The 22,739-nt window shown below is 60.9% G+C and carries 24 protein-coding genes; 6 read left to right on the top strand and 18 right to left on the bottom strand.

The annotated features are described in order from the left end of the window. Positions 1–89 precede the first annotated feature (89 nt). From IV500_RS02335 to IV500_RS02290, 10 genes are all read right to left on the bottom strand, one after another. Positions 90–692 carry a hypothetical protein gene (locus tag IV500_RS02335; protein WP_196395193.1) on the bottom strand — a complete coding sequence of 201 codons (603 nt, stop codon included), beginning with the start codon at positions 690–692 and terminating at the stop codon, positions 90–92. Positions 693–755: 63 nt separating this feature from the next. Continuing rightward, the gene (locus IV500_RS02330) at positions 756–1,595 is read right to left on the bottom strand and encodes a DUF2382 domain-containing protein (protein ID WP_196395192.1); all 840 of its coding nucleotides are present in this window, start codon (positions 1,593–1,595) and stop codon (positions 756–758) included. Positions 1,596–1,679: 84 nt separating this feature from the next. Continuing rightward, positions 1,680–2,444 (bottom strand): mechanosensitive ion channel family protein, encoded by a 765-nt coding sequence (locus IV500_RS02325; RefSeq protein ID WP_196395191.1) that lies wholly within the window; start codon positions 2,442–2,444, stop codon positions 1,680–1,682. 56 nt (positions 2,445–2,500) lie between these two features. Beyond that, entirely contained in the window at positions 2,501–3,229 is a 729-nt protein-coding gene (locus IV500_RS02320; protein ID WP_196395190.1) for a YsnF/AvaK domain-containing protein, read from the bottom strand. 28 nt (positions 3,230–3,257) lie between these two features. After that, a complete protein-coding gene (locus IV500_RS02315) occupies positions 3,258–3,875 on the bottom strand; it encodes an Asp23/Gls24 family envelope stress response protein (protein ID WP_196395189.1) in 618 nt (205 codons plus the stop codon). A gap of 45 nt (positions 3,876–3,920) precedes the next feature. After that, positions 3,921–4,508: a DUF6286 domain-containing protein gene (locus IV500_RS02310; protein WP_196395188.1), complete on the bottom strand. Its 588-nt coding sequence runs from the start codon at positions 4,506–4,508 to the stop codon at positions 3,921–3,923. Next, the gene (locus IV500_RS02305; protein WP_196395187.1) at positions 4,505–4,939 is read right to left on the bottom strand and encodes an Asp23/Gls24 family envelope stress response protein; all 435 of its coding nucleotides are present in this window, start codon (positions 4,937–4,939) and stop codon (positions 4,505–4,507) included. Before IV500_RS02305 ends, IV500_RS02310 begins: the two co-directional genes overlap by 4 nt. Continuing rightward, complete coding sequence (locus IV500_RS02300; RefSeq protein WP_196395186.1) at positions 4,936–5,115, bottom strand: hypothetical protein; 180 nt, start codon at positions 5,113–5,115, stop codon at positions 4,936–4,938. Before IV500_RS02300 ends, IV500_RS02305 begins: the two co-directional genes overlap by 4 nt. A 58-nt stretch (positions 5,116–5,173) precedes the next feature. After that, complete coding sequence (locus IV500_RS02295; protein WP_230854347.1) at positions 5,174–5,677, bottom strand: Asp23/Gls24 family envelope stress response protein; 504 nt, start codon at positions 5,675–5,677, stop codon at positions 5,174–5,176. A gap of 682 nt (positions 5,678–6,359) precedes the next feature. Then, positions 6,360–7,181, bottom strand: a complete 822-nt coding sequence (locus IV500_RS02290) for a CPBP family intramembrane glutamic endopeptidase (RefSeq protein ID WP_312875791.1) — start codon at positions 7,179–7,181, stop codon at positions 6,360–6,362. Positions 7,182–7,328: 147 nt separating this feature from the next. On the opposite strand from IV500_RS02290, the gene IV500_RS02285 reads away from it, so the two are divergent. Continuing rightward, positions 7,329–8,075 carry a formylglycine-generating enzyme family protein gene (locus tag IV500_RS02285; RefSeq protein ID WP_196395185.1) on the top strand — a complete coding sequence of 249 codons (747 nt, stop codon included), beginning with the start codon at positions 7,329–7,331 and terminating at the stop codon, positions 8,073–8,075. Between the two features lie 144 nt (positions 8,076–8,219). Here the strand turns inward: IV500_RS02285 and IV500_RS02280 are convergent, their stop codons facing one another. Next, a complete protein-coding gene (locus tag IV500_RS02280) occupies positions 8,220–8,891 on the bottom strand; it encodes a maleylpyruvate isomerase family mycothiol-dependent enzyme (RefSeq protein WP_196395184.1) in 672 nt (223 codons plus the stop codon). Positions 8,892–9,048: 157 nt separating this feature from the next. Between IV500_RS02280 and IV500_RS02275 the strand changes: the two genes are divergently transcribed. After that, the gene (locus IV500_RS02275; RefSeq protein ID WP_196395183.1) at positions 9,049–9,831 is read left to right on the top strand and encodes a class I SAM-dependent methyltransferase; all 783 of its coding nucleotides are present in this window, start codon (positions 9,049–9,051) and stop codon (positions 9,829–9,831) included. A gap of 165 nt (positions 9,832–9,996) precedes the next feature. Here the strand turns inward: IV500_RS02275 and IV500_RS02270 are convergent, their stop codons facing one another. Both IV500_RS02270 and IV500_RS02265 read right to left on the bottom strand, forming a co-directional pair. After that, the gene (locus tag IV500_RS02270) at positions 9,997–10,992 is read right to left on the bottom strand and encodes an alpha/beta hydrolase (protein ID WP_196395182.1); all 996 of its coding nucleotides are present in this window, start codon (positions 10,990–10,992) and stop codon (positions 9,997–9,999) included. A gap of 893 nt (positions 10,993–11,885) precedes the next feature. Then, the gene (locus IV500_RS02265; RefSeq protein ID WP_196395181.1) at positions 11,886–12,491 is read right to left on the bottom strand and encodes a phosphatidylglycerol lysyltransferase domain-containing protein; all 606 of its coding nucleotides are present in this window, start codon (positions 12,489–12,491) and stop codon (positions 11,886–11,888) included. Between the two features lie 1,055 nt (positions 12,492–13,546). Here IV500_RS02265 and IV500_RS02260 point away from each other — a divergent pair. After that, entirely contained in the window at positions 13,547–13,963 is a 417-nt protein-coding gene (locus tag IV500_RS02260) for a GNAT family N-acetyltransferase (protein ID WP_230854346.1), read from the top strand. 94 nt (positions 13,964–14,057) lie between these two features. Then, a complete protein-coding gene (locus IV500_RS02255; protein WP_230854345.1) occupies positions 14,058–14,822 on the top strand; it encodes an ATP-binding protein in 765 nt (254 codons plus the stop codon). Positions 14,823–15,122: 300 nt separating this feature from the next. Here IV500_RS02255 and IV500_RS02250 read toward each other — a convergent pair whose 3' ends face one another. The 3 genes from IV500_RS02250 to IV500_RS02240 form a co-directional block, all read right to left on the bottom strand. Further along, positions 15,123–15,461: a hypothetical protein gene (locus tag IV500_RS02250; protein ID WP_230854344.1), complete on the bottom strand. Its 339-nt coding sequence runs from the start codon at positions 15,459–15,461 to the stop codon at positions 15,123–15,125. A 270-nt stretch (positions 15,462–15,731) separates the two neighbouring features. Continuing rightward, entirely contained in the window at positions 15,732–16,700 is a 969-nt protein-coding gene (gene hutG, locus IV500_RS02245) for a formimidoylglutamase (protein ID WP_196395180.1), read from the bottom strand. Between the two features lie 94 nt (positions 16,701–16,794). Further along, entirely contained in the window at positions 16,795–18,240 is a 1,446-nt protein-coding gene (locus IV500_RS02240) for an NCS2 family permease (protein WP_196395179.1), read from the bottom strand. A gap of 176 nt (positions 18,241–18,416) precedes the next feature. Here IV500_RS02240 and IV500_RS02235 point away from each other — a divergent pair, with 176 nt between their 5' ends. Beyond that, a complete protein-coding gene (locus IV500_RS02235) occupies positions 18,417–19,034 on the top strand; it encodes a copper resistance CopC family protein (protein WP_230854343.1) in 618 nt (205 codons plus the stop codon). On the opposite strand, the gene IV500_RS02230 is transcribed toward IV500_RS02235, so the two are convergent. Next, positions 19,031–19,618 (bottom strand): FAD-dependent oxidoreductase, encoded by a 588-nt coding sequence (locus IV500_RS02230; protein WP_196395178.1) that lies wholly within the window; start codon positions 19,616–19,618, stop codon positions 19,031–19,033. The two genes, IV500_RS02235 and IV500_RS02230, sit on opposite strands and share 4 nt — an antisense overlap. 351 nt (positions 19,619–19,969) lie before the next feature. On the opposite strand from IV500_RS02230, the gene IV500_RS02225 reads away from it, so the two are divergent. Then, positions 19,970–20,986 carry a universal stress protein gene (locus IV500_RS02225; protein ID WP_196395225.1) on the top strand — a complete coding sequence of 339 codons (1,017 nt, stop codon included), beginning with the start codon at positions 19,970–19,972 and terminating at the stop codon, positions 20,984–20,986. A gap of 37 nt (positions 20,987–21,023) precedes the next feature. Here the strand turns inward: IV500_RS02225 and IV500_RS02220 are convergent, their stop codons facing one another. Further along, the gene (locus IV500_RS02220) at positions 21,024–22,628 is read right to left on the bottom strand and encodes a C40 family peptidase (RefSeq protein ID WP_230854342.1); all 1,605 of its coding nucleotides are present in this window, start codon (positions 22,626–22,628) and stop codon (positions 21,024–21,026) included. Between the last annotated feature and the right edge of the window lie 111 nt (positions 22,629–22,739).

The following is a 22,739-nucleotide window of genomic DNA, read 5'->3' as shown; positions in this document are numbered from 1 at the left end:
GCCACCACCAAGGACCCCAAAATCCTGGCCCTGCCCGAAACGGTATGGATCAACAAGCCACCAGAAAAACCCGAGACAAAGAAAGCAGCCTAACTCCCACTGGCCTCATCCACCTTGACAAATTCCGCAGCGGCGACGAGGGCCGCGATAATGCCCGCCGTGGTCATGGTCCCTTCGTTGATGGGGATCCTGGGGAAGCTGTTGAGCTGTGCCTGGATATTGAACCTGCTCCCGGCGACGGCACTGACAATGGCGACAATGATCGCGATCACCACCGCCCACAACCAGACAAAGAGGCCCTGCTTCATGCCGTTGAAGCGTGCCATCCGCCCGGCAACGTAGCCGCCACAGTAATAGGCGATGAACAAGATCACGAGCAGGACAATAATCCCTGCCAGTCCCACCGTCTGCGGGTTCTGGCCGGCACCGTTGGTGACCGTGGCGGGGTTGGTGTGGGTGGCCAGAGCGACCACGGTTCCCGCAGCCGCCAGAAAAGTGGTCAGCAACACGGCGGTACCGGTAGCGGTCAGCCAGCCGAAGAACGCCGAGCCGATCTTGATGCCACCGTACTTTTCCTTTTCTCTCCCGACGACACTCTCCCGGTCCCGCCCGGGTTCGTTCCGCACCCCGGCATGGGGCCGGACCCTGTCGTCCGTTCCGTCCTGTGGTGCCGAGCCTGAACTGGTACTCATCTCACACTTCTCTTCCCTTCGCCAGGAAAACCCGTCTGACCCGTTCCACCGGGCACCGGTCTGTCAGTGTTTCTTCTCCTCACCACCGGTGGCCGTACCGGTGTCACCGTCGGTGTCGATCCGTTCCTTACGGACTTCCTCGTTCACTTCCTGGTTCTCTGTCACGGTTTCGGTGCCGAGCCGGACCCGTTCCACCGGGACGGTTTCCTTCTCCACCACGGCCCGTTCAGCGTGCAGGGTGATCTCGTGCTCCTCTTCGCTGATGTCCGAACCCGAGGTAGCAGCTCCGCGGTTGGCCTCGGTGATCGGCTCACGTTCGACGCGGACCTCCTCGTGGCTGACCGGGACGGTCGTGGAAACGTTTTCCGTGACCACGTATTTACGCAACCGGGCCCTGCCGGTCTCGACTTTTTCCGTGCCGACCCTTAACTTCTCCTCCGAGCGCGTCATCGCGTCATCGGTGGTCGGTCCGGACGTGTCGCGGCCCTGAACGCCGGACTCACCGGAGAGGTCTTTGCGCTCTCCGGTGTTCTGCTGCGGGGCCCCGCCGGCGGGAAGCCCGGAATCCGAGGTCCGTTCCGTATAGGCCATGCCGTAGTACTCATAGAGGGCTGCCTCCTGGTCCTTGCTCAGGTGCCCTTCGGAGTCGTCCATCCGCGGGGCGTTTTTGACCGTGTCCTTGTCGTACGGGACCCTGATGGTGTCACCGTCGATGGTGCCTTCGGCCAACGGAATGAAAGTCTCGGCACCACCGAACATACCGGTTTTGACCGTGACCCATTCGGGTTTGCCGGTTTCGTCGTCCAGGTAGACCTGGCCGATCTTGCCGATTTTCTCGCCTTCCCCGCCGACGACGGTTCCGCCGCTGTTGAGCAGTTCCTGGATCTGATCTGTACTAATCATTGCAATACTCCTGTTTTATAGATGGGACCTGGATGATCCCTGGGGTTGTGGTGATGGGGCCAAACACCCCAATAGGTTGGTCTCTCAGACGCGGTGGGCACCCTTGTTGTTGCCGGAATGCTGGCTGTGTTGGGCTTTGTTCTTGGCCTGCTGTGCCTGGTCCTTCACGCTGGGAGCATTTTTGGCCTGCTCCTTGATTTGGGGTGCCTCTTCTTCGGCCTTGGACAGGTAACTTTCCCAGCGGGCCTGCATGGGCTTGATCAGCCCACCGCCGGCTCCGACGATAACCACTCCGGCGACGATGGCCAGAACGGCGATCAGGATCGGCGTGGTCACGGTAACCGCGATCTGCATCTGATTTAGGGCTGCGATGATGCCCAGGAAGATGATGAAGGCGCTGGCGACGTTGGCCAGCATCTTGCCGTAGGACAGGCCGCCGAGCATATTGACGATCAATTCGCGCACCGCCGCTGCAATGGCGAAGGTGATGACGATGATGATGATCGCCACGAAGACCAGCGGCAGGTAGGCGATGATGCCGGTTAGCAGGGTGCTGATCGGGTTAGGGCCGAACACCCCGAATGCCAGTTCAAGGACGAACAGCAAAATGAAGTAGTAGACGATTTTGCCCACAATGGATGAAGCATCGAATTTGCTCTTCTCCAGTGCCTTCTTGATGCCGCCGCGTTCGACCGCTTTGTCGAAGCCGACTTTTTGCAGGACCTTGGAGAGGGCTTTTTCAATGAGCTTGGCGATGATCCAGCCGATAATCAGGATGATGAAGAAGAAAATGAGCTTCGGAACAAAGGTGATGACGTCGGCTAATGCCGTGGAAAGTGCGTTATTCATGGAAACCTTCGGGGTGTTGTTGGCCGACGATCCGGCTCACTGAAAGACGGTGCGTACTACCTGCTACCAGGGTCGGTTACGTCGGTGTCGATCCTTTCTTGCCGGAGTTGTTCGGTAATGGTTCGTTCCTCGGTGATGATCTGCTTGCGGACTCTTACCCGCTCGACGGGAACGGTTTCCAGATGGACCACCGGGCGCTCGGCGTACAAAACTATTTCGTAGTCCTCCTCGCTCAGCACTGCGCCACCACCATCGTGGGTAGCGTCATTGATGGGTTCATGTTCAACACGGAATTCTTCGTGGCTCACCGACACGGTCAGCGTGACTTCTTCGGTCCCGATGTATTTACGCAGCCAAACCTTGTCGGTTTCGTGGATTTGCGGGTGGACGCGTAACTGCTCTTCAGACCGGGTCACCGTCACTGGACGGTCCGGTGAAGCCAGAAGCTGTCCGGCACCGCCACCAGTTGAGCCGGGGTTGTAGTAGCTATAGAGCCGGGCCTGTTCCGCCGCGCTGACGCCGCCCTCAGACCCTAGGTGGGGTGCGTCTTTGATCTGGTCTTTGCTATAGGGCACATGCAAGTCGTTGCCTTCCAGGGTCGCCTCTAGCAGCGGGACCAAGGACTCTGATGCGGCGGAATGGCCTGTACTGACCCGCACCAGCGACGGTTCACCGCTCTCACCGTCCAGATAGACCTGCCGTACCGCGCCAACCTCCTCCCCATTGGTTGAGTACATAACGCCGCCACCGACGATGACGGTCTCAATGTCCTGCGGACTGATCATGGAACCCTCCTCACGATGGATCCTTTCCCTATTGGACAACGGTGCCGGTGGAATGCACCACTGTTCCGGTGCTTTGGGTGCGCCCGCTGACGTCGATCTGCAGGCGGCTGCGCTGCAGGGGTGCCTCCAACGCGCGGGACAGGTCCGGCAAAGTGGACGTTTCGATTCGGTGAATGAGGTCCTGGACGTCGGTCCTGTCGTTGACCGTCACCTTCAGGGTCAGGTCGGCGGCGTTGGCTGTTCCGCGCAGCAGAGCCGAGGAAGTGACAACACCGGGGAGGGTATTGACCTGGTTTTCCACGGCCGTGGCCAGGACAGACGGTTCACAAACGGTGAACCCTTCACCGCCGTCATCATGGAGCCGGTAGGTGCGTGCAGCGTTCTTCCTCGGGATCTGGGTGATGACCCACAGCAGCCCCAAGAGACCGATGATGACACCGACGACCAGCATGATGGCCACCACCCAGGACGGTGCGAAGACAGCATGCAGATCACCGGTAACGATACGGTTTCCGGACCGGGCAGTATTCAGGAGTGCGTGCAGCGAGCCACTGGCCTGCAAGAGCAGGACGATGCCGGCGACGAGGACAACTAAGCCAAGAAGCGTCAGCCAGATGCGGTTCAGGGTTCCAGCTGTCTGTCTCATCGGAAACCGTCCTTCGAAAGATGGGGCACAGAAGTGGACATGTTCTCAGCCTTTGGATTGGATGGTAGCGGTCACGCGCGGGACAGGGTTCAGTCCGGCTGTTTTCAGGCTCTTCCGGACGCTGTCTGTCACCCGGTTTCGCAGGTCGCCGGTATCGTGCAGCGGTGTTTGGACGCTCAGATGCACCCGCTTAGTGGTCGCTGTCGCCGACGCGCTGCCGACGCCGTCGATCTGGCTGCATTGCGCTTTGGCTAGGCGCGCTACCGCGCGGCGGGTCATCACGGTCTCCTGCTCCTGGGCCGGCGCAGCCTTTCCCCCCGGGTTACTGCCGGCGTCATTGACCGTCAAGGCGTTGAACCCACCGGGAATGATGGCGCACAGCAACAGAATCACCCCAACCACCACCGCGGCAATCCCAATCCCCCACACACCGGGACTGTTCCATACCAGGGAGGTCAGCCAGTCCCTCGGTCCCTGCAGGACGGTCGGCCATATCCCGTTGACCAGCCGTGCGATGGTCAGCCACACCAGCACGACTCCGGCTGCCAGCAGCAAGATGCCAACTATCAGTGCCGGAACGGCCCTGCTGGGCCGGTGCTGTAAACGGGTGGAACGTCCATCACGGCGGCTCATAGCAGTCTCCTTCGCCCGTTGGTCTCAGTACCGGTCGTCAACCACGAAACCCTGATATCGACCTGGCGCACTTCAACCCCGGTCAGCTCCGTCACCCTAGCCCTGATCCGCCGGCGCAGCGCCTCGGTGGCCTGACGCAACGGAACCGGATACAGCATCCCCACTTCCACGCTCACAGTGGCGATATTCCCGGAAAGTTCCACCGACGCTTTGGGCCGGGCAGACAAATCCGCATGGGCTCCGATCCCCAGGAACCCTCCGGAGGAACCCCCGGCCGACGATTCATCACTGGCGACCTGACCGGCAATTTTTTCGATCACCTTGTTCGCCAAAACCGTTTGCCCCCGCGACGCCATCTCGCCGCCGTCACTGTCCTCGCGGGCATCATTGGCCCCGGGGATCGGCAGTCCAAGTGCGACCTGCGGATTCATCGGCTCGAGGCTTTACCGAACAAGGCCGCCATATCGAGTTTCCCCTCCGCGACCCGCCCGACGATCAGACCGATAAAGCCAAGGACCACCGCGGCCACCAACGCCCACCAGCCGCCGAACCCCAAAACGATTCCCAACACCAGACCTATCGTCAGGCACCAACGTGTAGTAGACATAACCATCCCTTCCTCACCGGCCTTTTCCTTACCGGGCGGGGAATCCCGCCCGGTGTCATTACTGCAGATCAGTCTTTTGATCCTTCTGGTCCTGCTGGTCATCATCGGGCAGGTGCACATCGGTGACATTGACGTTCACTTCGATGACCTCCAGACCGGTGGCGTGTTCCACGGACTGGATGACGTTCCGACGGATCCCCTGGCTGACCTCCACTATCGGGATTCCATACTCCACAACGATGGAGACGTCAATTGCCGTCTGGCGTTCACCCTTTTCCACGGACACGCCGCCACTAACATTGGTCTGCGAGCCGGGAATGCGTTCGGCCAAGGCGCTGAAGGCACGACGCCCGGCACTCCCCATGGCGTAGACGCCGGGAACCTCACGCGTTGCCATGCCGGCGAGCTTCTGGACTACGGTTTCCTCGATCGTGGTGTCCCCGCGGTCCGTATGCAGTGCGTCGTTCTTCTTCGGCTGCTCCTGCGGAGCGCTGTGCTTCTGCTCCTCAGGCGTGGCCATAACGCCGCTGGAACGTCCGGGGGTCTTCGTTGCCTCTGACATGAAAAACGTCTCCTTCTCGGGAATAGTAATCGTGCTTACAAAGAGAAAGACGAAACCAGCAGACAAACGTCACGCCACACAGCAAACTATTTTTAAAAAGTTGACCGCAAGCGCTCAGGCCAGTACCAGCCACGGCACGCTTACGACAGATTGGGGCAATCACCGGTACGCTGCCCGACGGAACGGATAGCCGATGGAAGATCACAAACCCGGCTTCAAGTCGGAACCCGGGCTTGCATGAAGGAAGCATCGTCGCCCGCGCGCAGTACAGCGGACCAGGGGGGCCTTCGAACACCCCCACAATCCGGATCGATCATTACACCTCAGAGCAACACTCATCGGCATCGACCCGTCGAATATACGCCGCGAAAACCACAAATTCAGGGTGCAAAGCGCGCCGAACGCGTCAGAACCCAGTCACGTCCGGATCGACGCTGTCCTCCCCGGAGCGCGTTACTGCGCTACTTTTCCATCCCAACGGACTTGCCTGCATGAGGCTGTACCATTCAGGGTTCCTCTCCGGAACGTTAGCGCCACAAAGCCATGAAGCCTCTTTTCGAGCCCATTGGCCCCGGCTGTTGACCCTCTTGCAGCCTGCCATCGTGGGATCCACCAGTCGGTGTAAGCCTCTTGCTCAATTCCGTTGCGGCGTCGCCGCCCGCTGGGATAGAGAGACGTCTCGTTATGCGGCCAGGAGCGCCGCTGCCACGGCCCATCCGTTAACGATGACGTGAACGACGACGTTGGCGAAGAGATTTCGGTATCGCCACCACATGATCCCGAGAAATAGCCCAAACGAGCCTTGAACGACAATGACGCGTGCGACGTCGAGGAAGAATTCGCCTGTGCCATGCGAACCAAGATGCATGAGCGCGAACGCGAGGGACCCTATAACGATTCCCGACCATGCCCCGAGGCCCGCTTCCAGTCGAGTCTGAAGCCATCGACGGTAAAAGAGCTCCTCACCAACGCCCGCTGTCAACGCCGTCGCAACCGCAGCAGTGACGACTAAAGCCGGATCCAAACCACCTATGTCGAAAGTTGAGTTCCACGGGGCAACCTGCGAAACGATCACCCACAGCACGATCACGATCGCTGGAGCCCACCACCGCGCAGCACTCTTACGAAAATCGATCTTCACACTTCGGCGGACCAGAAGTAGGAGTCCGCAGGGAATAATGATCAAAAGAACGAGCTTGCCGAGAACGTACAGCTCACCTTGAAGCGGAATCGTCGCGGAAATCAGCGGGAATAGCGCAGCTAGCACCAACAGGACTGCCGTCGTGATGACAAACCTTCGCCGTTCCTGCACAACCGCTATACGAGTAAGCGAACGTCTTGGAATCAGAAGAACCAGTGCAATTCCCACCGCCGACGGAAGTAACGTCACCCAGTATGCGATCGCCTCCGCACCCGGATCCGACGACACCGCGGTCCCCAAAGGTGACACCACGAGCAAAACCGCAAAACTGACAATCCAGAGAACGGCCCCAGCAGCCACCACCCATAATCCAAGCCTCCTGCCACCTCGAATCGGACTTTGCAACATCCAACTGACAGTACTGCATACCCTCAACACCGATCAGCTACCAGAACGGTTCGGGGTTCCGCTAACGGTTCAGCTAGCGGGACGGCATGGGAGCATTGTGAAATGTCTACCTTTGATCTTCGTCCGCTACCAGCCGGACAAGTGGAATTGCACGACGCACGACGAAAACGCCGTTGGACCGTCCATCTGGAACCATTCGAGATTGGGATCGCACCAGTCACCGAGGTTCAATATGCGCAACTCAAGTGTGATAGCGAAACGGGCACCCAAGCACCGCTGGTAGATATCAATTGGTTGGAAGCCATCAAGTTTTGCAATGAAGCGTCATTGAGCGAAAGCCTTTCCCCTGCATACATCTTCGAGGCAGACGAAGTGATTTGGCAGACGACCGCCTCCGGGTACCGGCTGCCCACCGAAGCCGAATGGGAATACGCGTGCCGCGCGGGTACCGTGGGACCGCACTACGGACCCCTTGATGCCATTGGGTGGACAGCGAATGACAAGCTAGAGAGCCCGAAAAAAGTTGGTGAAAAACAACCCAATGCCTTCGGACTCCACGACACCCTTGGAAACGTCTGGGAATGGTGCTGGGATCTACTCGATCCGGCCCGCTACGACGACTACCGAGTCTTCCGTGGGGGAGGTTTTGCCGACAAGCACTGGAGCGTCCGGGCCTCGACGCGTCGCGGTGGTGCCCCTGGGATGAGTCACCCAGATCTTGGCCTTCGTATGGCCCGGGGTGCCTTCGATGAAGCACCGGCAGTCCAAGGGTGGTCAGCGGAGGCAGACTCTGAACGTGGAAAGATCACTGGCATGCTGCCATCAGGGTGGACGCCCCGGCGGCACTAACTACGACCAACGCAGGCTTACCTGGATGCACACCGCTGAGTGTTGTGTCCCGCAGGACGTTCGGCCTACGGGAACTGTGCGGCTGCGCTTTCGGCACCAGCGGCTATTCTCTCTGTGGCCGCGCGTTTCGAGGGACTTGGGGGGCTACCAGGGGTTCAGCGTCGTCTCACTGTCCAAGGGCCCGCGTCCGGCCAACCATGCCATAAACAACTGCCGACTATTAGATGAATCGAGTCGGTCGGGGACGGTTGCAAGCAATACAGGAAGCTCCCAGTCCACATACTCATCCGGCCAATCCGACGGGCCGTAGCCCAGTCCGAGATCGACGTGGTGCATCTCCACCTCGCGGAGTCTGTGTGCCGGGCAACCAGCCACACCGTAATGCCCTCCGCCAAGGAAATGTCCATTGGGCCATCCTGCAGCAGTTGATTGCGTGAATATCTCTTCAAGACAATCCATGCTGGCTTTCAGATCGGCGATGATCTCACTAGCCGACCGCGTTGCCCCGTCTTCAATCTCGGTGCTGCGCTGTTGCTCACCACTTTGGTATTTAGGAACATCCCGGCCTCCAATCGCACCTGACAGTCTTCGCGCATGGGCGTCCGCATTGCGAGCAAGATGGGTCAGTACATGGCCCACGGTCCATCCAGGCAGCCGACTAGGCGATTGGACGTCCTCGTCCGTCAGCTGGGACACGCGACGCATCAACCGCCCCTGCGCTTCGCGGCACAATCGGGACGCCAGTTCCGGATTACTCCCAAGATCCACGAGTACATCAACCTTTCTTCGCCACTCGATCACCAACAACTCTGCCACAAGCGCTCACAATGACATGGGATGGCAGACACGATCCAGATAAGACACCGATCAACCGTGCAGGGGTTGCTGTGATGCACCACATTCTTCACCCCTGCAGGAGCAGATCCTCGGTGTTCAAAGCAGAGTCCCTCCTGATAATCGTTAGTCTGAATGCATGAATCAGACCCCTAGCGCACCAACAGCTTCCACTCACGGCGCTGTTCTGCATGATGAGGTTCGCCCGGCCTGGTCAGCGGAGGTGGTCTCGTGGCTATTGGGATCACCCTTGAGCGGTCAGCGACTGGCAGTACTGGATCTCGGAGCCGGCACAGGACTAGGAACACGGACCATCGCAACACTCGGACACGCCGTCACTGCAGTTGATACCTCCACCAACATGCTCTCCGTACTCCAAACCTCCTGCCAGGAACTGCCCTCCGAAGTCGCTAATCGCATCACGGCCCTTACCGGATCAGCAGAATACATCCCCTTGGGCGAACAGAGTCTCGACGCCATTATTTGCCTCCAAGCCTGGCACTGGGTCGAGCCCGAACAGGCCACAGCCGAATGTGACCGTGTACTCAAGCCAAACGGCATGATGGGCATGGCCTGGCACACCTGGGACCGCACCAACGAGTGGGTCCAGGCACTCGCTGCAATCGTCGAACCGAACGGAACCCCAACCGACCAAACACTCAGCGTGCCCGAGGAGTTGGCCGGACGAGGCACCTTTGAACGCAAGGAATACCCCCTCAACTACGAACTGACAGTCGACCAACTCGTTCAGCTCGCCAGCTCCTGGTCTTACGTAGCGAAGAGACCGGACCGAAACGTCGTCTTGACCAAAATCCGCAGCCTGGGCGAACAAGCAGCGTCGCCTCACACAGGCCTTGTCAGATTTCCGCACATAACGGCCGCCTTTAGACTCAAACAGCCAGGACAGCCAGTCGTAGGTTAGACCCAACGGCAATTCAAACAGACCTCATAAGAAGTGTCCGCAGGAGGTTCCCCAGCGGACAACCCCAATAGGTTGCAGTCACTGTTGACTCGGGCCATCCGACCAGTCGGTGGTGGAGCAGTTAACGGGTCTGGTTTTGGGCTTGTCAGGGCCCGTGATCTGGTGTCAGCTGCCTGAAGCGGTGCGGCCCATTGTTGTGTCCAGCCAGGTGAGGATCGTGTGCAGGCTTTGGGGGTCTAGGTGTGTGTCGGGGGCGTTGTAGCCGTTTCCTGGTGTGGCGGCGACTTCGGCCAGGGTGCGGGTATCTTCCTTGAAGACGTGGTTCGCGTTCGGGGGGAAGGCGAAGGTGATGTTTGCTTTGCCGGCGGCGGTGTTCTGGAGTGGGTCGCCGTCGGCGTGGACGTCGATCTGGACGTCGCTTCCCCCGATCATGATCAGAGTGGGGATCTGTACCTGGGCGAGGGAATCTTGGGTGGATTCGACCCAGAGTTCGCGGGCGAGGGGGAGGTTGGCGGGGGCCTCGAAGCTGGTTAGGACCATCTTCACGCTTTCGGGCAGGGCCGGGTCGGGGTTCATTGGTTCTCCGGCCGTGTAGCGGGCCGCGGCTTCTTGGACCTTGGGCAGCAGCGCCGCCCCACCCGGGACCTGGGCGGCCTGAAGGGCTAGTTGGGACAGCAATACCTCTTGGATCGGGCGGCCCGGCGGGGCTGCCAGGATGATCCCGACGAAGGGTACCTCCTGGGTGCTGGTGGCGTAGTGAAGGACGTGAAGGGCTCCTTCGCTGTTGCCCAGCCCGGCAATGCGGGTGGAGTCAACGAAATCGAGCATTGAGAGGAACTGGACGGCCGCGACGAGTTCATCCAGGTGGGATTGCATGCTGAGTTTCCCGATGAGCTGCGGGACGTTCTGCACCGCGTGCGGGCCGGAAACCCGCTTGTCATAGCGCAAGGACGCGATGCCGGCATCGGCCAGGGCGTCCGCGAAGAGCTGGCCGCTGCCGTTGCTGCCGGGCAACAAGGGCGAACACCAGTTACGGTCAGTTGGGCCGCTGCCCGCGACAAGGACCACCGAGGGGAAGGGTCCTGCACCGTCGGGCCGGGCCACGGTACCCTCCATGGTGATGCCATCAAGCTGCCAAGACACGTCCAAGGAATCACTCATGTCCACAGTCTCCCAGCGACGGCCGAGCGGTACAACCGCTGACGGGCAGACCAAGTCCAGCTGAAAGCGCCCGAGACTGTTGCTCCGTGGACGGCCCTCACGACAAACCGTTGCCCTGAAAAGGGAGGGGCCGCGATCAGCAGGTTTAGTTACTCGCCCGTCTGGCGACGAGGTAGAGCGGGAACGCCAACGCGAACAGCAGTAGACACAGCGCAGCCCAATCACTTGAGCGCTCCACGGTGAGCCCTAAGACCGTCACAGTCACGGGTCAGTGCTTCTTTTCGTGGAACCGCGCATCCTGTAACACCCACCCGGCCACGCCAATCAGGGGCGCACCCAGCATGAGGGGCAGCCACAACGCCAGCACCTGGTTATCCCTAAGGAAATTATACAATTAGCGCCTGAACGGACGACCCACGCACCCTGGGTCCGTTCACGGAATCCCCACGCGGTATTCGGCCAACAGGCGCACCGTGGCCAACCCAACTAACGCGTACCCGTTCGGGCTCCATACGGGCATGATGAACGAAAGCCAGAAGGCACGGTCAATGGCAATGTCGGGCTTGAACTGTTTGCTAACTCACTGACAGTTTTGACATCCAGAATTCTGGCGATTTTCGCGAAGCACGTGACTTCAGTCCAGAAAGTCTTGGCCGTGCCACAAGCGCCCCTTCTGAGACCACCAATCTGCGGCGACTGGCCCAACTGGATCAGATGACAAAATCTTGTGTTAGTTGATGGTTCCGCTTGCGGCAGCTTAGGCGCGGACACCGGCCTTATCGTGGCCGTCAGTACTGAGTGGGTCACTAATTATCTTGGGTCAAGGGAATGCATGTCCTAAAAACTAGATCGGACGCTGCCCGCCGGCCATGGCTACCGCTCTAAACGGCCTGTTACCGGTTGGCCTTGGCCTGACGCCTGACGGACCTGAGCCACACCCAGATCGCCCCTGCAAAGAACAGGGAAATTATCGCTACGGGTAGAACAAGGGAAACAAGAATAAGGTTGCCGACGACTGCAGCCACTACACTGATGCAGCAAAGAGCCACTCCTGTAACAGCCGTCACACGGACTATGCGCGTCCAGCTACGGACATTGCGGTCGGTCAGTGGGGTCAGTGCCGCCCTGGAAGCTACCACCGCTTCCGACTCGAACAACTGGGCCACAAATACTCCCACAACAATCGGGAAGACTGCCAGCCCGGGGTTGCCGACTGGACGATTGAGGACGACAACTGTAACGGTGCAGACGACGATGACGCCAATGAGCAGCACAAATTTCCACTTGTGCCGGGTCAAGACAACACGCCCAGCCCGTGTCCTGCCGACCACAATAACGGCACCCCAAAAAATGGCTGCAGCACCTGCCAGACTGATCGCTATACCAGTCAACGCAGCCGGTGACTTGCTCCAAATCATGATCAGCGAGATGACGGCAAGAACTAGGACCAATAAACCGCCGGCGATCCGGATACTCGTCTCAACCCGTCGGGATGCCATGTGCCAAGTGCACTACCCCAACAAGATGGTGTCAATGCCGAACTGCCCTAAATTCAGAAATGGGGACAGACCCGAATTAGCTTGACTCGACAATGAAGTGCCGAACCCGTCTCGTAGAGGGTTCCCCTCAGGAATTCCGCGAGGTGCCCCCGATTGGCGCATTCATTGCGGATACCCCGTGCAACTGTTGCCATGAGGGTAGCGCCGCCCTCGGTGCAATCTATGTGCATGGGCGAGCCACCACGCCTTCTTCAAACGAGTGAGTCCTCTTAGAAGCGCAACACCTGACCAACCACTACGACCGCAATGACAATGAGCGCCAGAGGAACCAGACGAATCCACCACCGGCCGGACCATAGCCGTGGCCAATTGCGTCTGGCCACTTCAGATTCTGTGATGCCTATGAAGTCGGTGATTCGGCGCCAGCGCCGCCGTTATGTTGCCATATTGGAAAGTATTGCACTCGGCAGCCCGAGTGTGCAGCCGCTCCCCATCGTCAAAACGACCGGCTGCCCATTTGAGCGAAGGGGCTGGGGCTGGGGCCTCTCGCATTTCACTTGAGCGATGAGATTCAAGGTCCTTCGACTTCCCAGCTATTCATCTGAGGCATACGCGGAGGCTACCCAGATAGCGTCCCGCAGAAGGTTCCCAACCGGGCACGGGCCAATCCCAGCAACTCAACGGTGCCGCACTGGTTCAAGAAAACCGTGTGCGGACCGGCTTGCGGACGCCACTCATGGTGGCCTTGGCTCGCATGTTGTCCACAATCTTTGATGCGTACAGCGCTTAACCGCAGCAATGACTGGATCACGCGAAATGACGTTTGCATCCCCAAAAAATAAATGCTCAAGGGGCAGGATGATGTGGTGACTACCAATAACGAGCAATTCCTTGTGGACCACGTCGAAAATAATCCGGCCCAAATGCGATGGCTGGCTGCCCCGGCAATGGTCGATCCCGTTGTGCGGCTCCAGCTTCGGCAGTGTTGGCGGGAGGTGTCGAACGCGGGCGGTGCCGTGGGATTCCCTTTTCCACCCGTTTCTGAAGAGCAAGTTATGGCATCACTTGATGACATGGTTCAATCTCTTGATGAACCAGGCAATTGGCTTCTGCTGGCCAGCATCAACGGGGAGCTGGCCGGGTGGCTGTTCCTGGCTGGCATTGCAAACGAGCTCACAGCACACTGGGCACGGGTATTGCGAGTCCAGACCGCCCTTAGCTTTCGGAAATGCGGGGTCGGGCGGGCACTCATGGACGAGGTGGAGAGGGCGGCCACGGAAGACCTAACTCTTGACCAACTCCACCTTGAACTGCGTTCCGGCATGGGACTTGAGGGCTTCTACAAATCTTGCGGTTGGCAGGAAATCGGACGTTGGCCAAAAGCTCTCCGCTTTCCGGACGGTGACCACGACGAAGTCCTCATGGCTCTGCCACTGCGCCAAACTTCCGGACCGGTCGTTAGCGCCCGGTAACCGTTCCCTTACCGGATGGACGGCGACTCGTCCCCCGGCAAACTGATTTTTCGGTTTTCTGAAGCGACCCCTATCCCGCTAGCAGAATCGTGTGGTGAGCGAATCGAGGACGCGGTGGCAGAACACAACGCACGACTGGGCGAGCTCCGTTGACGGTGAGCACCTCGCGCAGATCCGCCGACGCCCGACAGAGTTCGCTCCAGGTGGCAGCCTGTACTTGATTCTTGAGGTTATCGCCTACCCGGTTGACGAAGCAGAGAGTACAGCTGATGGATGCTGCGTTGTCACGCTGCATGTTGACGGGTCGGTTTCCGTTACGGACAACGGCCGAGGAACCGATACTCGTTACGACGACTCCGGACAACCGATAAAGAAACCAGTCATGGCGACCAGAGACCTCCGTTTCTTCGATTTCCCCGACGCTCAACTTCTTTCCGATGGTCACCCTCGCCGGGGCATGTCGGTCGTTGCAGCGCTAAGCGACTGGCTCGTGCACGCCAACCGACGCTCTAACGGCGCGAGGACCCAACGCTATGAAAACGGCGTACCGGTCACCGATCTGATCCAGATCCACGCTGACGGTACTACAGGGACAACGGTGCATTTCCTTCCCAACGACGCGATGCGCGGACCACTTGCAGTCGAGGCGGCGCAAATGAGGCAATTGGCCGTCTTTCCTAATCTAAAAGTCGAGATCATCACCGAGACGAGCGTGGCCTTCAGCCGATCTTGCTTTGTTCCGCGAACTTTTCAATCACTCTCGGACGGCATGCCCCACCCCCGTTCTAGAGAGCTCCCATTGGGCGTGCGGCACGAGGTTCCCCCTGCGGGCAGGGAAGGATGTGCTGACGACTTCTGAAATTCTGTGCAGAGCACTTCTGAACAATCAGGCCAGTGAACATGATTCCCGACATTTGTGCACTCGACTTCTGAAAATGACACCGCCGCACCGGCGCAAGCCTCAGACGGTAACGCTTCAACAACATCCGGGCAGCAATGCGCCGTTCAAATTCAATCGGGAAAACAGAACTGCGTCCCGGTGGGTACGTACATGTACAGAGCCATCCAAGAGCTCCCTGGCCTGCCGGTGATCGAAGGGACGACCGCCTCTGACTACAAGGCCCAATATGACACCCTTTGACAGTCGAAGAGATCCGTTTCACCGATGTCCGTCTCGATCATTCTCGGCAACATCTGCGACGACGTCAGCACCGGGGAGCCGGCGGCGTGGGCTGATCAAAGCCGCGGGCGGTCGTGCGATCCGGACGACTTCGCAGAGCTCCTGCGCGGACATCGGACCGGCGATACCGGCGCCGGTGGACTGCCGCCGGGCCGACCGGCCAGGGATCCGGGAGGCCAGGTCACGGACCGCATCTTCGGGGGTGCGTTTCTTCGACTCTGAGCGCAAAGCGGCGTTGAACGTCAGAGGCACCCAGGCCCGGACCGTCGTGGAGCCTTCCGGGTAGGTGTCCACGACCGCCCGCAATGGCCTGCGCATCCGGGGCGATGTTCATCTCAAATTCGTTCCACAGGCGGGACCCGGAATCCGGCGACAGCAGCTCGGTCCGGCTACCCCGTTACCAATCGACCCCGTGCCCCTACTGGGGCAGTAAATGTTACGGACACGAGCGGGCATGTGACTCAAAACAGGCGCAGCAGAGCCGGTTGAGATCACCGCACCGTTTCGCTACGAAGTCCAGATCGGCTTAGCGTGGCTTTCCCGAGCATTGGTCCTCAAGCTCAGGCCGGCGCCGCACGTGCGCGGACGTTAGCACAGCAGGGTATTGACCAGCCGCGCCGCCAGCCTGGCGGTGCGGTGGTCAACATCGAACTCGGGATTGAGCTCGGCCACGTCGGCGTGGAACAGTTTGCCGCTGGCGGCGACCTGCCGGCAGATGGCGGCAATGACCGCCAGCGGAACGCCGTAAGCGGCCGGGGCGCTGACGCCCGGCGCCACCGACGCTTCGAACACATCCAAATCGATGGTTAAGTACAGTACGTCAATACGCGCCAGGAAAGATTCGACAAACTCCCGGGCTCGTTCCAGGGAGCAGTCCTCATCGAGAAGATAGTCCACGTCCAGCCGGTCAGCGGTGCGGAAAAGAGCGCCGGTGTTGTTCGGCTCACTGATACCGACGACGGCGTAATTGAGGCTGCGCCCGGCCTCGGCTTCGGCATTGGCCATCTGCAGGAACACAGTCCCCGAACTGGGCACCGGCGCATCGCGTAAATCGAAATGGGCATCCAGATTCAGCACTCCCCAGCGGGCACCGTCGCGTACCCGCCGGGAGTTTGCGACGCCGAGGTAACTGGCGTAAGCGCTCTCATGCCCGCCGCCGAGCACTACCGTCAGTGCGCCGCCGTCGAGCATGGCGGTCAGGGCCGCGCCCGCCCGTAGCTGGCCGGCCGCCAACTCACCGCCGCAGACCTGGACGTCGCCGGCGTCGTAAAGCGTTCGCTCACTATGCCAGGCCAGCGAGCCCAGCGCGGACCGGATTTCCGCCGGGCCCGCGGCCGCACCTACCCGGCCCTGATTGCGGCGCACTCCCTCATCCGAGGAAAAGCCCAGCAGGACGGCAGGCCGCACGCTTCCGGCGGGCAGGTCACCATTAGATGCGGTTTCTGTGCTCAGCGCGTTGACTGCCTGCCACCAACGGCGGTGCTCGGCGCCGTCGCCGTCGTCGCGCCCGGTCCAGTGCTGCGCGGGAAGGTCAATGGTGTGAGGTGGCAGGTCCATCCTTCCAGCTCACACCATTGAACCCGGCGGCGCGAGCACTAAACGGCGGGATGTGTCCGGCATCCCGGACCGTTTCCATCGTATTGTCCGGTGTTTACTTGACCCCGAACAGTTGCTCGATGGGACCGATGCCGAAGAAAATCACGAAGGCCGCCGCAACCACCCACATCAGCGGATGAATTTCTCTGGCCCGGCCCTGGAAGCTGCGGATCAGCACGAACGCAATGAAGCCGGCCCCCAGGCCGTTGGCGATTGAGTAGGTGAAGGGCATCAGGATAAACGTCAGGAAGGCCGGGAGAGCGATCCCCCAATCCTTCCAGTCGATCTTGCCCACCTGGGAGACCATCATGAAGCCGACGACGACGAGGGCCGGTGCGACTGCCTCGAACGGAACGAGCCGGACCAGTGGAGTGACGAACATGGCGATCAGCAGCAGCACACCGGTGACGAGGCTCGCCAGTCCGGTGCGTGCACCCTCGCCGATGCCGGCCCCGGACTCGACATAGATTTGATGCGACGATGTGGACGCGCCGCCGCCGGCAACCGCACCGAATGCGTCCACCATCAGTACGCGGTCCAGATCCGGGATAGTGCCGTCCTTTTCGATGGTGCCCGCTTCGCCGGCCAGGCCCACCACGGTGCCCATAGCATCGAAGAAGATGCTCAGCAGGATCACGAAGGCCAGCAGGACCGCGGCGAGCGCGCCCAGGTGGGCAAAGGAGCCGAAAAGATCGAATTTCCCCACCAGCGTCAGGTCCGGCAGCTTCCAGTCGGAGAGCTCCGGAGCAACCAGCGACCAGCCCTGCGGATTGGCCGGCTTGCCCGGGGACACGGCGGGACCGATGTGCAGGGTGAGCTCGAGGATGTTGGCCAGCACGGTCGCGGCAATGATGCCGATCAAAATAGCACCCTTGACCTTTCGGACCAGCAGCGCAATTGTCAGCACCAGCCCAAAGACGAAGACCAGGGTGGGCCAGCCGAGCAGCTTGCCGTCAAACCCAAGTCCTACCGGCACCGTTGTGCCCGCCGCGTCCGGAACCCGGCGGACGAACCCCGCATTGACCAGCCCGATCAACGCGATGAACATACCAATCCCGACGACAATAGCGATTTTCAGGCCCTCCGGCACCGCTTTGAAGACGGCCGTCCGGAAGCCGGTCACCACCAAAATGAACATGGTAATACCGGAGAGCATCACCAGGCCCATCATGTCCGGCCAGGTCAGGCCCGGGTGGGTGGCCACCGTGACGGCGACAAACGCATTCACGCCCAAACCCGTGGCCAACGCGAACGGATGCTTGGCCCAGGCCCCCATGAGAATGGTCAGTACACCTGCCACGAAAGCGGTAGCCGCGGCGACGCGTTCGATTCCGAGGGAATTTCCGGAGGAATCCGCCGCGGAAAGAATCAGCGGATTGAGCACCACGATGTAGCTCATAGCGAAGAAGGTGGCGAAGCCGCCTCGGATTTCACGGGAGATATTGGATCCACGAGCGGTGATGTGGAAATAACGGTCAAGAGCGGAGTCTCCAGACGCCATGGAATGCCCTCCAGCACTAAGCAAAAATATCTGACTCTTCACAATAGTGCTTGAGGCGGGTACTCTCTCGCACGCATCGGGTGCGGCGACGTTTGTGCGTGGATGGAACGTGGGCCCGAATCGGCTCGTTGGCGTAGCGTTAGGGAAAATCCCCCCCGCTATCGGAGAGCTTGGTCATGACCGCAGTTACACAATCGCACATCGTCCGCTCGCGCCCACGGCGCGGCATCGTGACAATGGCGCTCGCCGCCGTCGTTCTCCTCATTGGATTGTTAGGTTCTGCCGGCGCAGCCTCCGCCCATGACAGCGTGGAATCCACGAGCCCGGCGGATGGCTCGACGGTCGCGACAGCTCCGGAGCAGATCACTATTACTTTGAATAACACACCGGGGGCTCTGGGGTCGGCTATTTCCGTCAAAGACAGCACCGGCACCGAATGGGCACAAGGCCCCGTGGCGGTGCTCGATGGGACCGTGACACAGCAACTTAAACCCGGCGAGCCTGCAGGGAAATTCACCGTTCTGTGGCGGATAGTTTCCTCGGACAGTCATCCGGTTGAAGGCACCTTCACGTTTACGGCCATCTCCGCCGCGGCGGGCCCCGGGGGTGCCTCTGCCGGAACACTGGTGCCGGTCGCACCGCCCACAGACTCCGCGACGCCGGCAGCAGCCGTTCCTGCCGTTCCCTCGGCCGACGGTATTCCGTGGGCCGTCGTTGTCATGATTGCTGTGCTGGTGGCACTGGTGACCGGGCTGGCCCTAACCGCCAAGCGCCGGCTCAATAAAGCGGATTAGGCCAAAGCGGGAGGGACCGGGACCAGGCTGCGTGCGGAAATTGCCCGACTGACCACTTTTGCCTGGTGCAGAATCTCGCGAGTGGTTGGTGCGAGCAGGTCGCCGGCGCCAACCCAGAAAAGCCCAAGAGCACGCATCGCACTGAGCACGTCCCGGCTGATCTTAATGCCCAGCGAGACCAAAATCCGGCGCAGTTGGTTCTGCGCGCAGCGGGTCAGCACAATATTATCCGCGAGCAGGATCCCATCTGCGGTATGGATAATCCACTTGGGTTGCTGATTGGGCCCAATGACTGCTCGGCTGAGGCGGACGGCACGAGTTGAATCACGCACGTCCAACTGGTGCCTGCTCGCGTAATGGCGCAGCAGCCGCAGGATATCGCTGCGGTCGCTCAGCTCTGCAGGATCCGCAAGCTCCGTGCGGCGCCCCTGAGCGGCGCCGCAGAGAAAGTCCAGGCCGTCGACCACAATCGCGTCGATACCCTGCCTGCTGAGTTCGGTGGCAACAGCCAGACCGGAAAACCCGGAGCCGATCACCACTGTGGTGGTTGATTCTCCGGACGGACTTTCGGGCGCACTCGTCATCGGGTACTTCCTCCTTCAACGGCGTTCAGGACCGCAGCATTCTTCAGCGCACGGCCACGGACCGCGGAAGCTGCGTAGGCAGTGTGGCTGGGTATGGAAAGAAACCATCGAACGAATCCGCACTTTCTCGAACACTACAGACGTTTCGAATTTCTGGGTAGCACTTTGCCGGCATTTGGCGGACGTGGACATGCCTGCTGTCCCGCCGCCGTCGTTGTACGTCTGTCCGGGACGGCCAACTTGACGCGCACTGGCTAACCGGCAATAGTCACATTCAGGGCCGCTGACTGGCGTCTGTGCAGTCGGCGGGTGCCGCCTGAACCACAAAGGAGCAATGTCGTGGACGAATCGATGGGCAGCAGTGACGCAGGGAATCAGGCTCGTGAAATTCCCGCACCTACTGGCATAGTCGTAGGGCTGGACGGCTCAGAGCAGGGGGATTGCGCGCTTGTCTGGGCCGCACGGGAGGCACAGCGGCGGGGCCGGCCGCTCCATTTGGTGACGGCCTACACAGTGCCGATTTTTGCCGCGTCCGGGCTGGACGGTGGTTATGCAACGGTTGACGACGACGTTATCCGGCAGGGCGCGGAGGCTGTCCTGCAGCAGGCCGCCGCCAAGGTGGCGGACTACAACATTGAAATGGACGCCCGGGTGGAAAACGGCGACGCGGCCGGAGTCCTGCGGGAAATGTCCGAGACTGCGGAGCTGCTGGTCTTCGGCTCGCGCGGCAAGGGCGGCTTCCTGGGGCGGCTGCTCGGATCCGTCAGCAGTGCACTGCCGGCTCATTCAAGCTGCCCCACGGTGACCATTCCGTTGATCTGTGGTGAGCGCCTTGGCGAACCGGCCTCCGCGTCATCAGCCCGGCGCGGTACGGCGGAGAAAGTGGAAGTACGCAATGTGGTTTCAGTCGGTGTGGACGGCTCCGACCGTGCGCGGCTGGCGGTAGTAAAAGCTGCCGAACAGGCCCGGCTTGCCGGCCGCACTCTGCAGGTAATTTGTGCGGTCCCGCCCTACAACGGTTCGTTGGCATGGGTGCCGACGCCGCTGGATAGAGAGTCACTGTTCAAGGACATTCGTGAGCAGTTGGCGGCCGGCAAGAGCTGGCTGCAGAGCCACTTCCCCGGGCTGCCGATTGAAACTGAGCTGGTCGAGGGCCCGCCGGTGGAGGTGCTGATCGAGGCCACCAAATCATCGGAGCTGCTGGTCCTGGGTACCCGCGGGCGCGGCGGCTTCGCCGGCATGCTCTTGGGCTCGACGACGGACGGCGTGCTGCATCACGCGAAGGGACCGGTCATGGTGGTTCAGGATAAGACCGGCGACCCGAGGCTCGACGACCGTGCGGACTTCGGCCCGGTATTTAAGGGCTGACCCTTCATCCCCGCGCTCACCAGGACTTGACGACCGGTTAGTACCGGGCGGCGTACGGATAGAGGGACATTCCGGACATCCAGGACAGCTCGGTGACTTGGATTCCCTGTGCAGGGCTAAGCGCCTGCACTACCTTGCCGCCACCAATGTAGATCGCTATGTGGCCAAAATTGCCGCTGCCGGCCGGGTATTCATCGAACACCAGAAGATCGCCGTACTGCATTTGGCTCAGTGGGACCCGGACCGGTGCATTCCAGAACTGTGGAGTGCCGGTCCGGGCAACGTTGATGCCGACCGAGGCGAAGGCCCGGTGAACCAATCCGGAACAATCGAAGACGTTCGGTCCGTCGCCGCCATAGACGTAGGGCTTGCCGATTTGATTCATTGCGAAATTGACCATACCGGCAATGCCGTTGCCCGTAGGAGGTGCAGCCACCGGCGGGGCCGGGGCCGGTGCTGGTGCCGGGGCCGGTGCCGGGGCCGGTGCTGGTGCCGGAGCTGGTGCCGGGGCCGGTGCTGGGGCAGGCGCCGGTGCCGGAGCTGGTGCTGGGGCAGGCGCAGGCTGTGCGACGACGGGCGCAACCACCGGAGCAGGGGCGGGCGGCGCAGGCTTGCTGGTCCCGTCAGTTCCTGCGTTGGAATTGCCGCCGCTTGGAGTTCCGGCAGCGGCTGTGCCACCGGCAGGCGGAGCGACGGGAGCTGGCTGGCTCGAGGACGCCGCGACTAGTGCCGTCAGCTTGGCCTCGGCTTTTTGCGTCTCCAGCATAGTGACTCTGGCATCTTCCAGAGCCACGGTCGTACTGTGCAGGGCCGCCAGCTGTTCCACGAGACCTGTGCGTTGACGTGCATTGTCGCTGACGACCGCTTTTTGCGCCTCGTTCGCGGCCACAGCCCTCGTCTTGGCGTCCTCGGCTGCCTTAGTGGCGTCGTCGGCGGCCTTGCGTGCAGCATTGGCCTGGTCCCGGAGCGAATTCGCGGTGGACGCGGTGAACTCAGCGGTCTGGAATGTCTTGCTGCGGTTCTCACCCAGCACCATTAGGGTGGAGGCCTGATACAACGAGTCCGCTGAGGCGGCCCCACTGAGCAGGGATTGCACGCTCGGCGTCATCCCGCCGTTCTTGTAGAGGTCTCCAGCCAGTTGGCCCACCTGTACCTTGGCCTTGACGGATGCCTGGCCGGCGGTGTCGGCCTTGGCCTGTGCGGCATCGGCTGCCGCGTGCTTGTCCTGTGAGATCACCAGCGCGCCGGTGTAGTCGCCGCTGGCGCGCATCGAGGTAGTGACGGTGCCCTCGAGATTCCTGGTGGCGTCGTCGAGCAGGGATTCAATTTTGTCGGTTTCGGTCCTCGTGGCTGCCTCGTTGCCCTTCGCCGCAGCGATGTCGTCGGCGGAAGGAGCCTGCGGGCTGGCAGGAAATGCTGCCGGGTAGGGGGCTGCTGCTTGCGCGGCCTGAGCCGGGGAGAGAAAAGAGCCGGTGAGCAGGACCGCGGTGGCCGCCATCGCGGTGCCGCGGGCCAAAGTACGCAGCCGGACATCGCTGAGATTGCGTCCCGTTCGCGGACCAACGCCAGCGGTGGAAAGTTCATCGGCGGTACCTCCGGACGGTGTCCGTGAGCTCCGTGTGCAACGCTGCGCCAGACTCATTCCATAACCTCACTACGGCTCGGCGCATGAATGCACGGGTCTGTAGACGTCTACAGACAAGCGATCGTCGATCGGGGAGGTATCGTTCCCGGAGCCGACCAGATAGCCGGC

Origin of the sequence: Arthrobacter terrae, assembly GCF_015708085.1 — a bacterium.
GTDB lineage: Bacteria > Actinomycetota > Actinomycetes > Actinomycetales > Micrococcaceae > Arthrobacter_M > Arthrobacter_M terrae.
The sequence above is the reverse complement of the archived record's forward strand: the minus strand, read 5'-3'. Positions and strand labels throughout refer to the sequence as shown.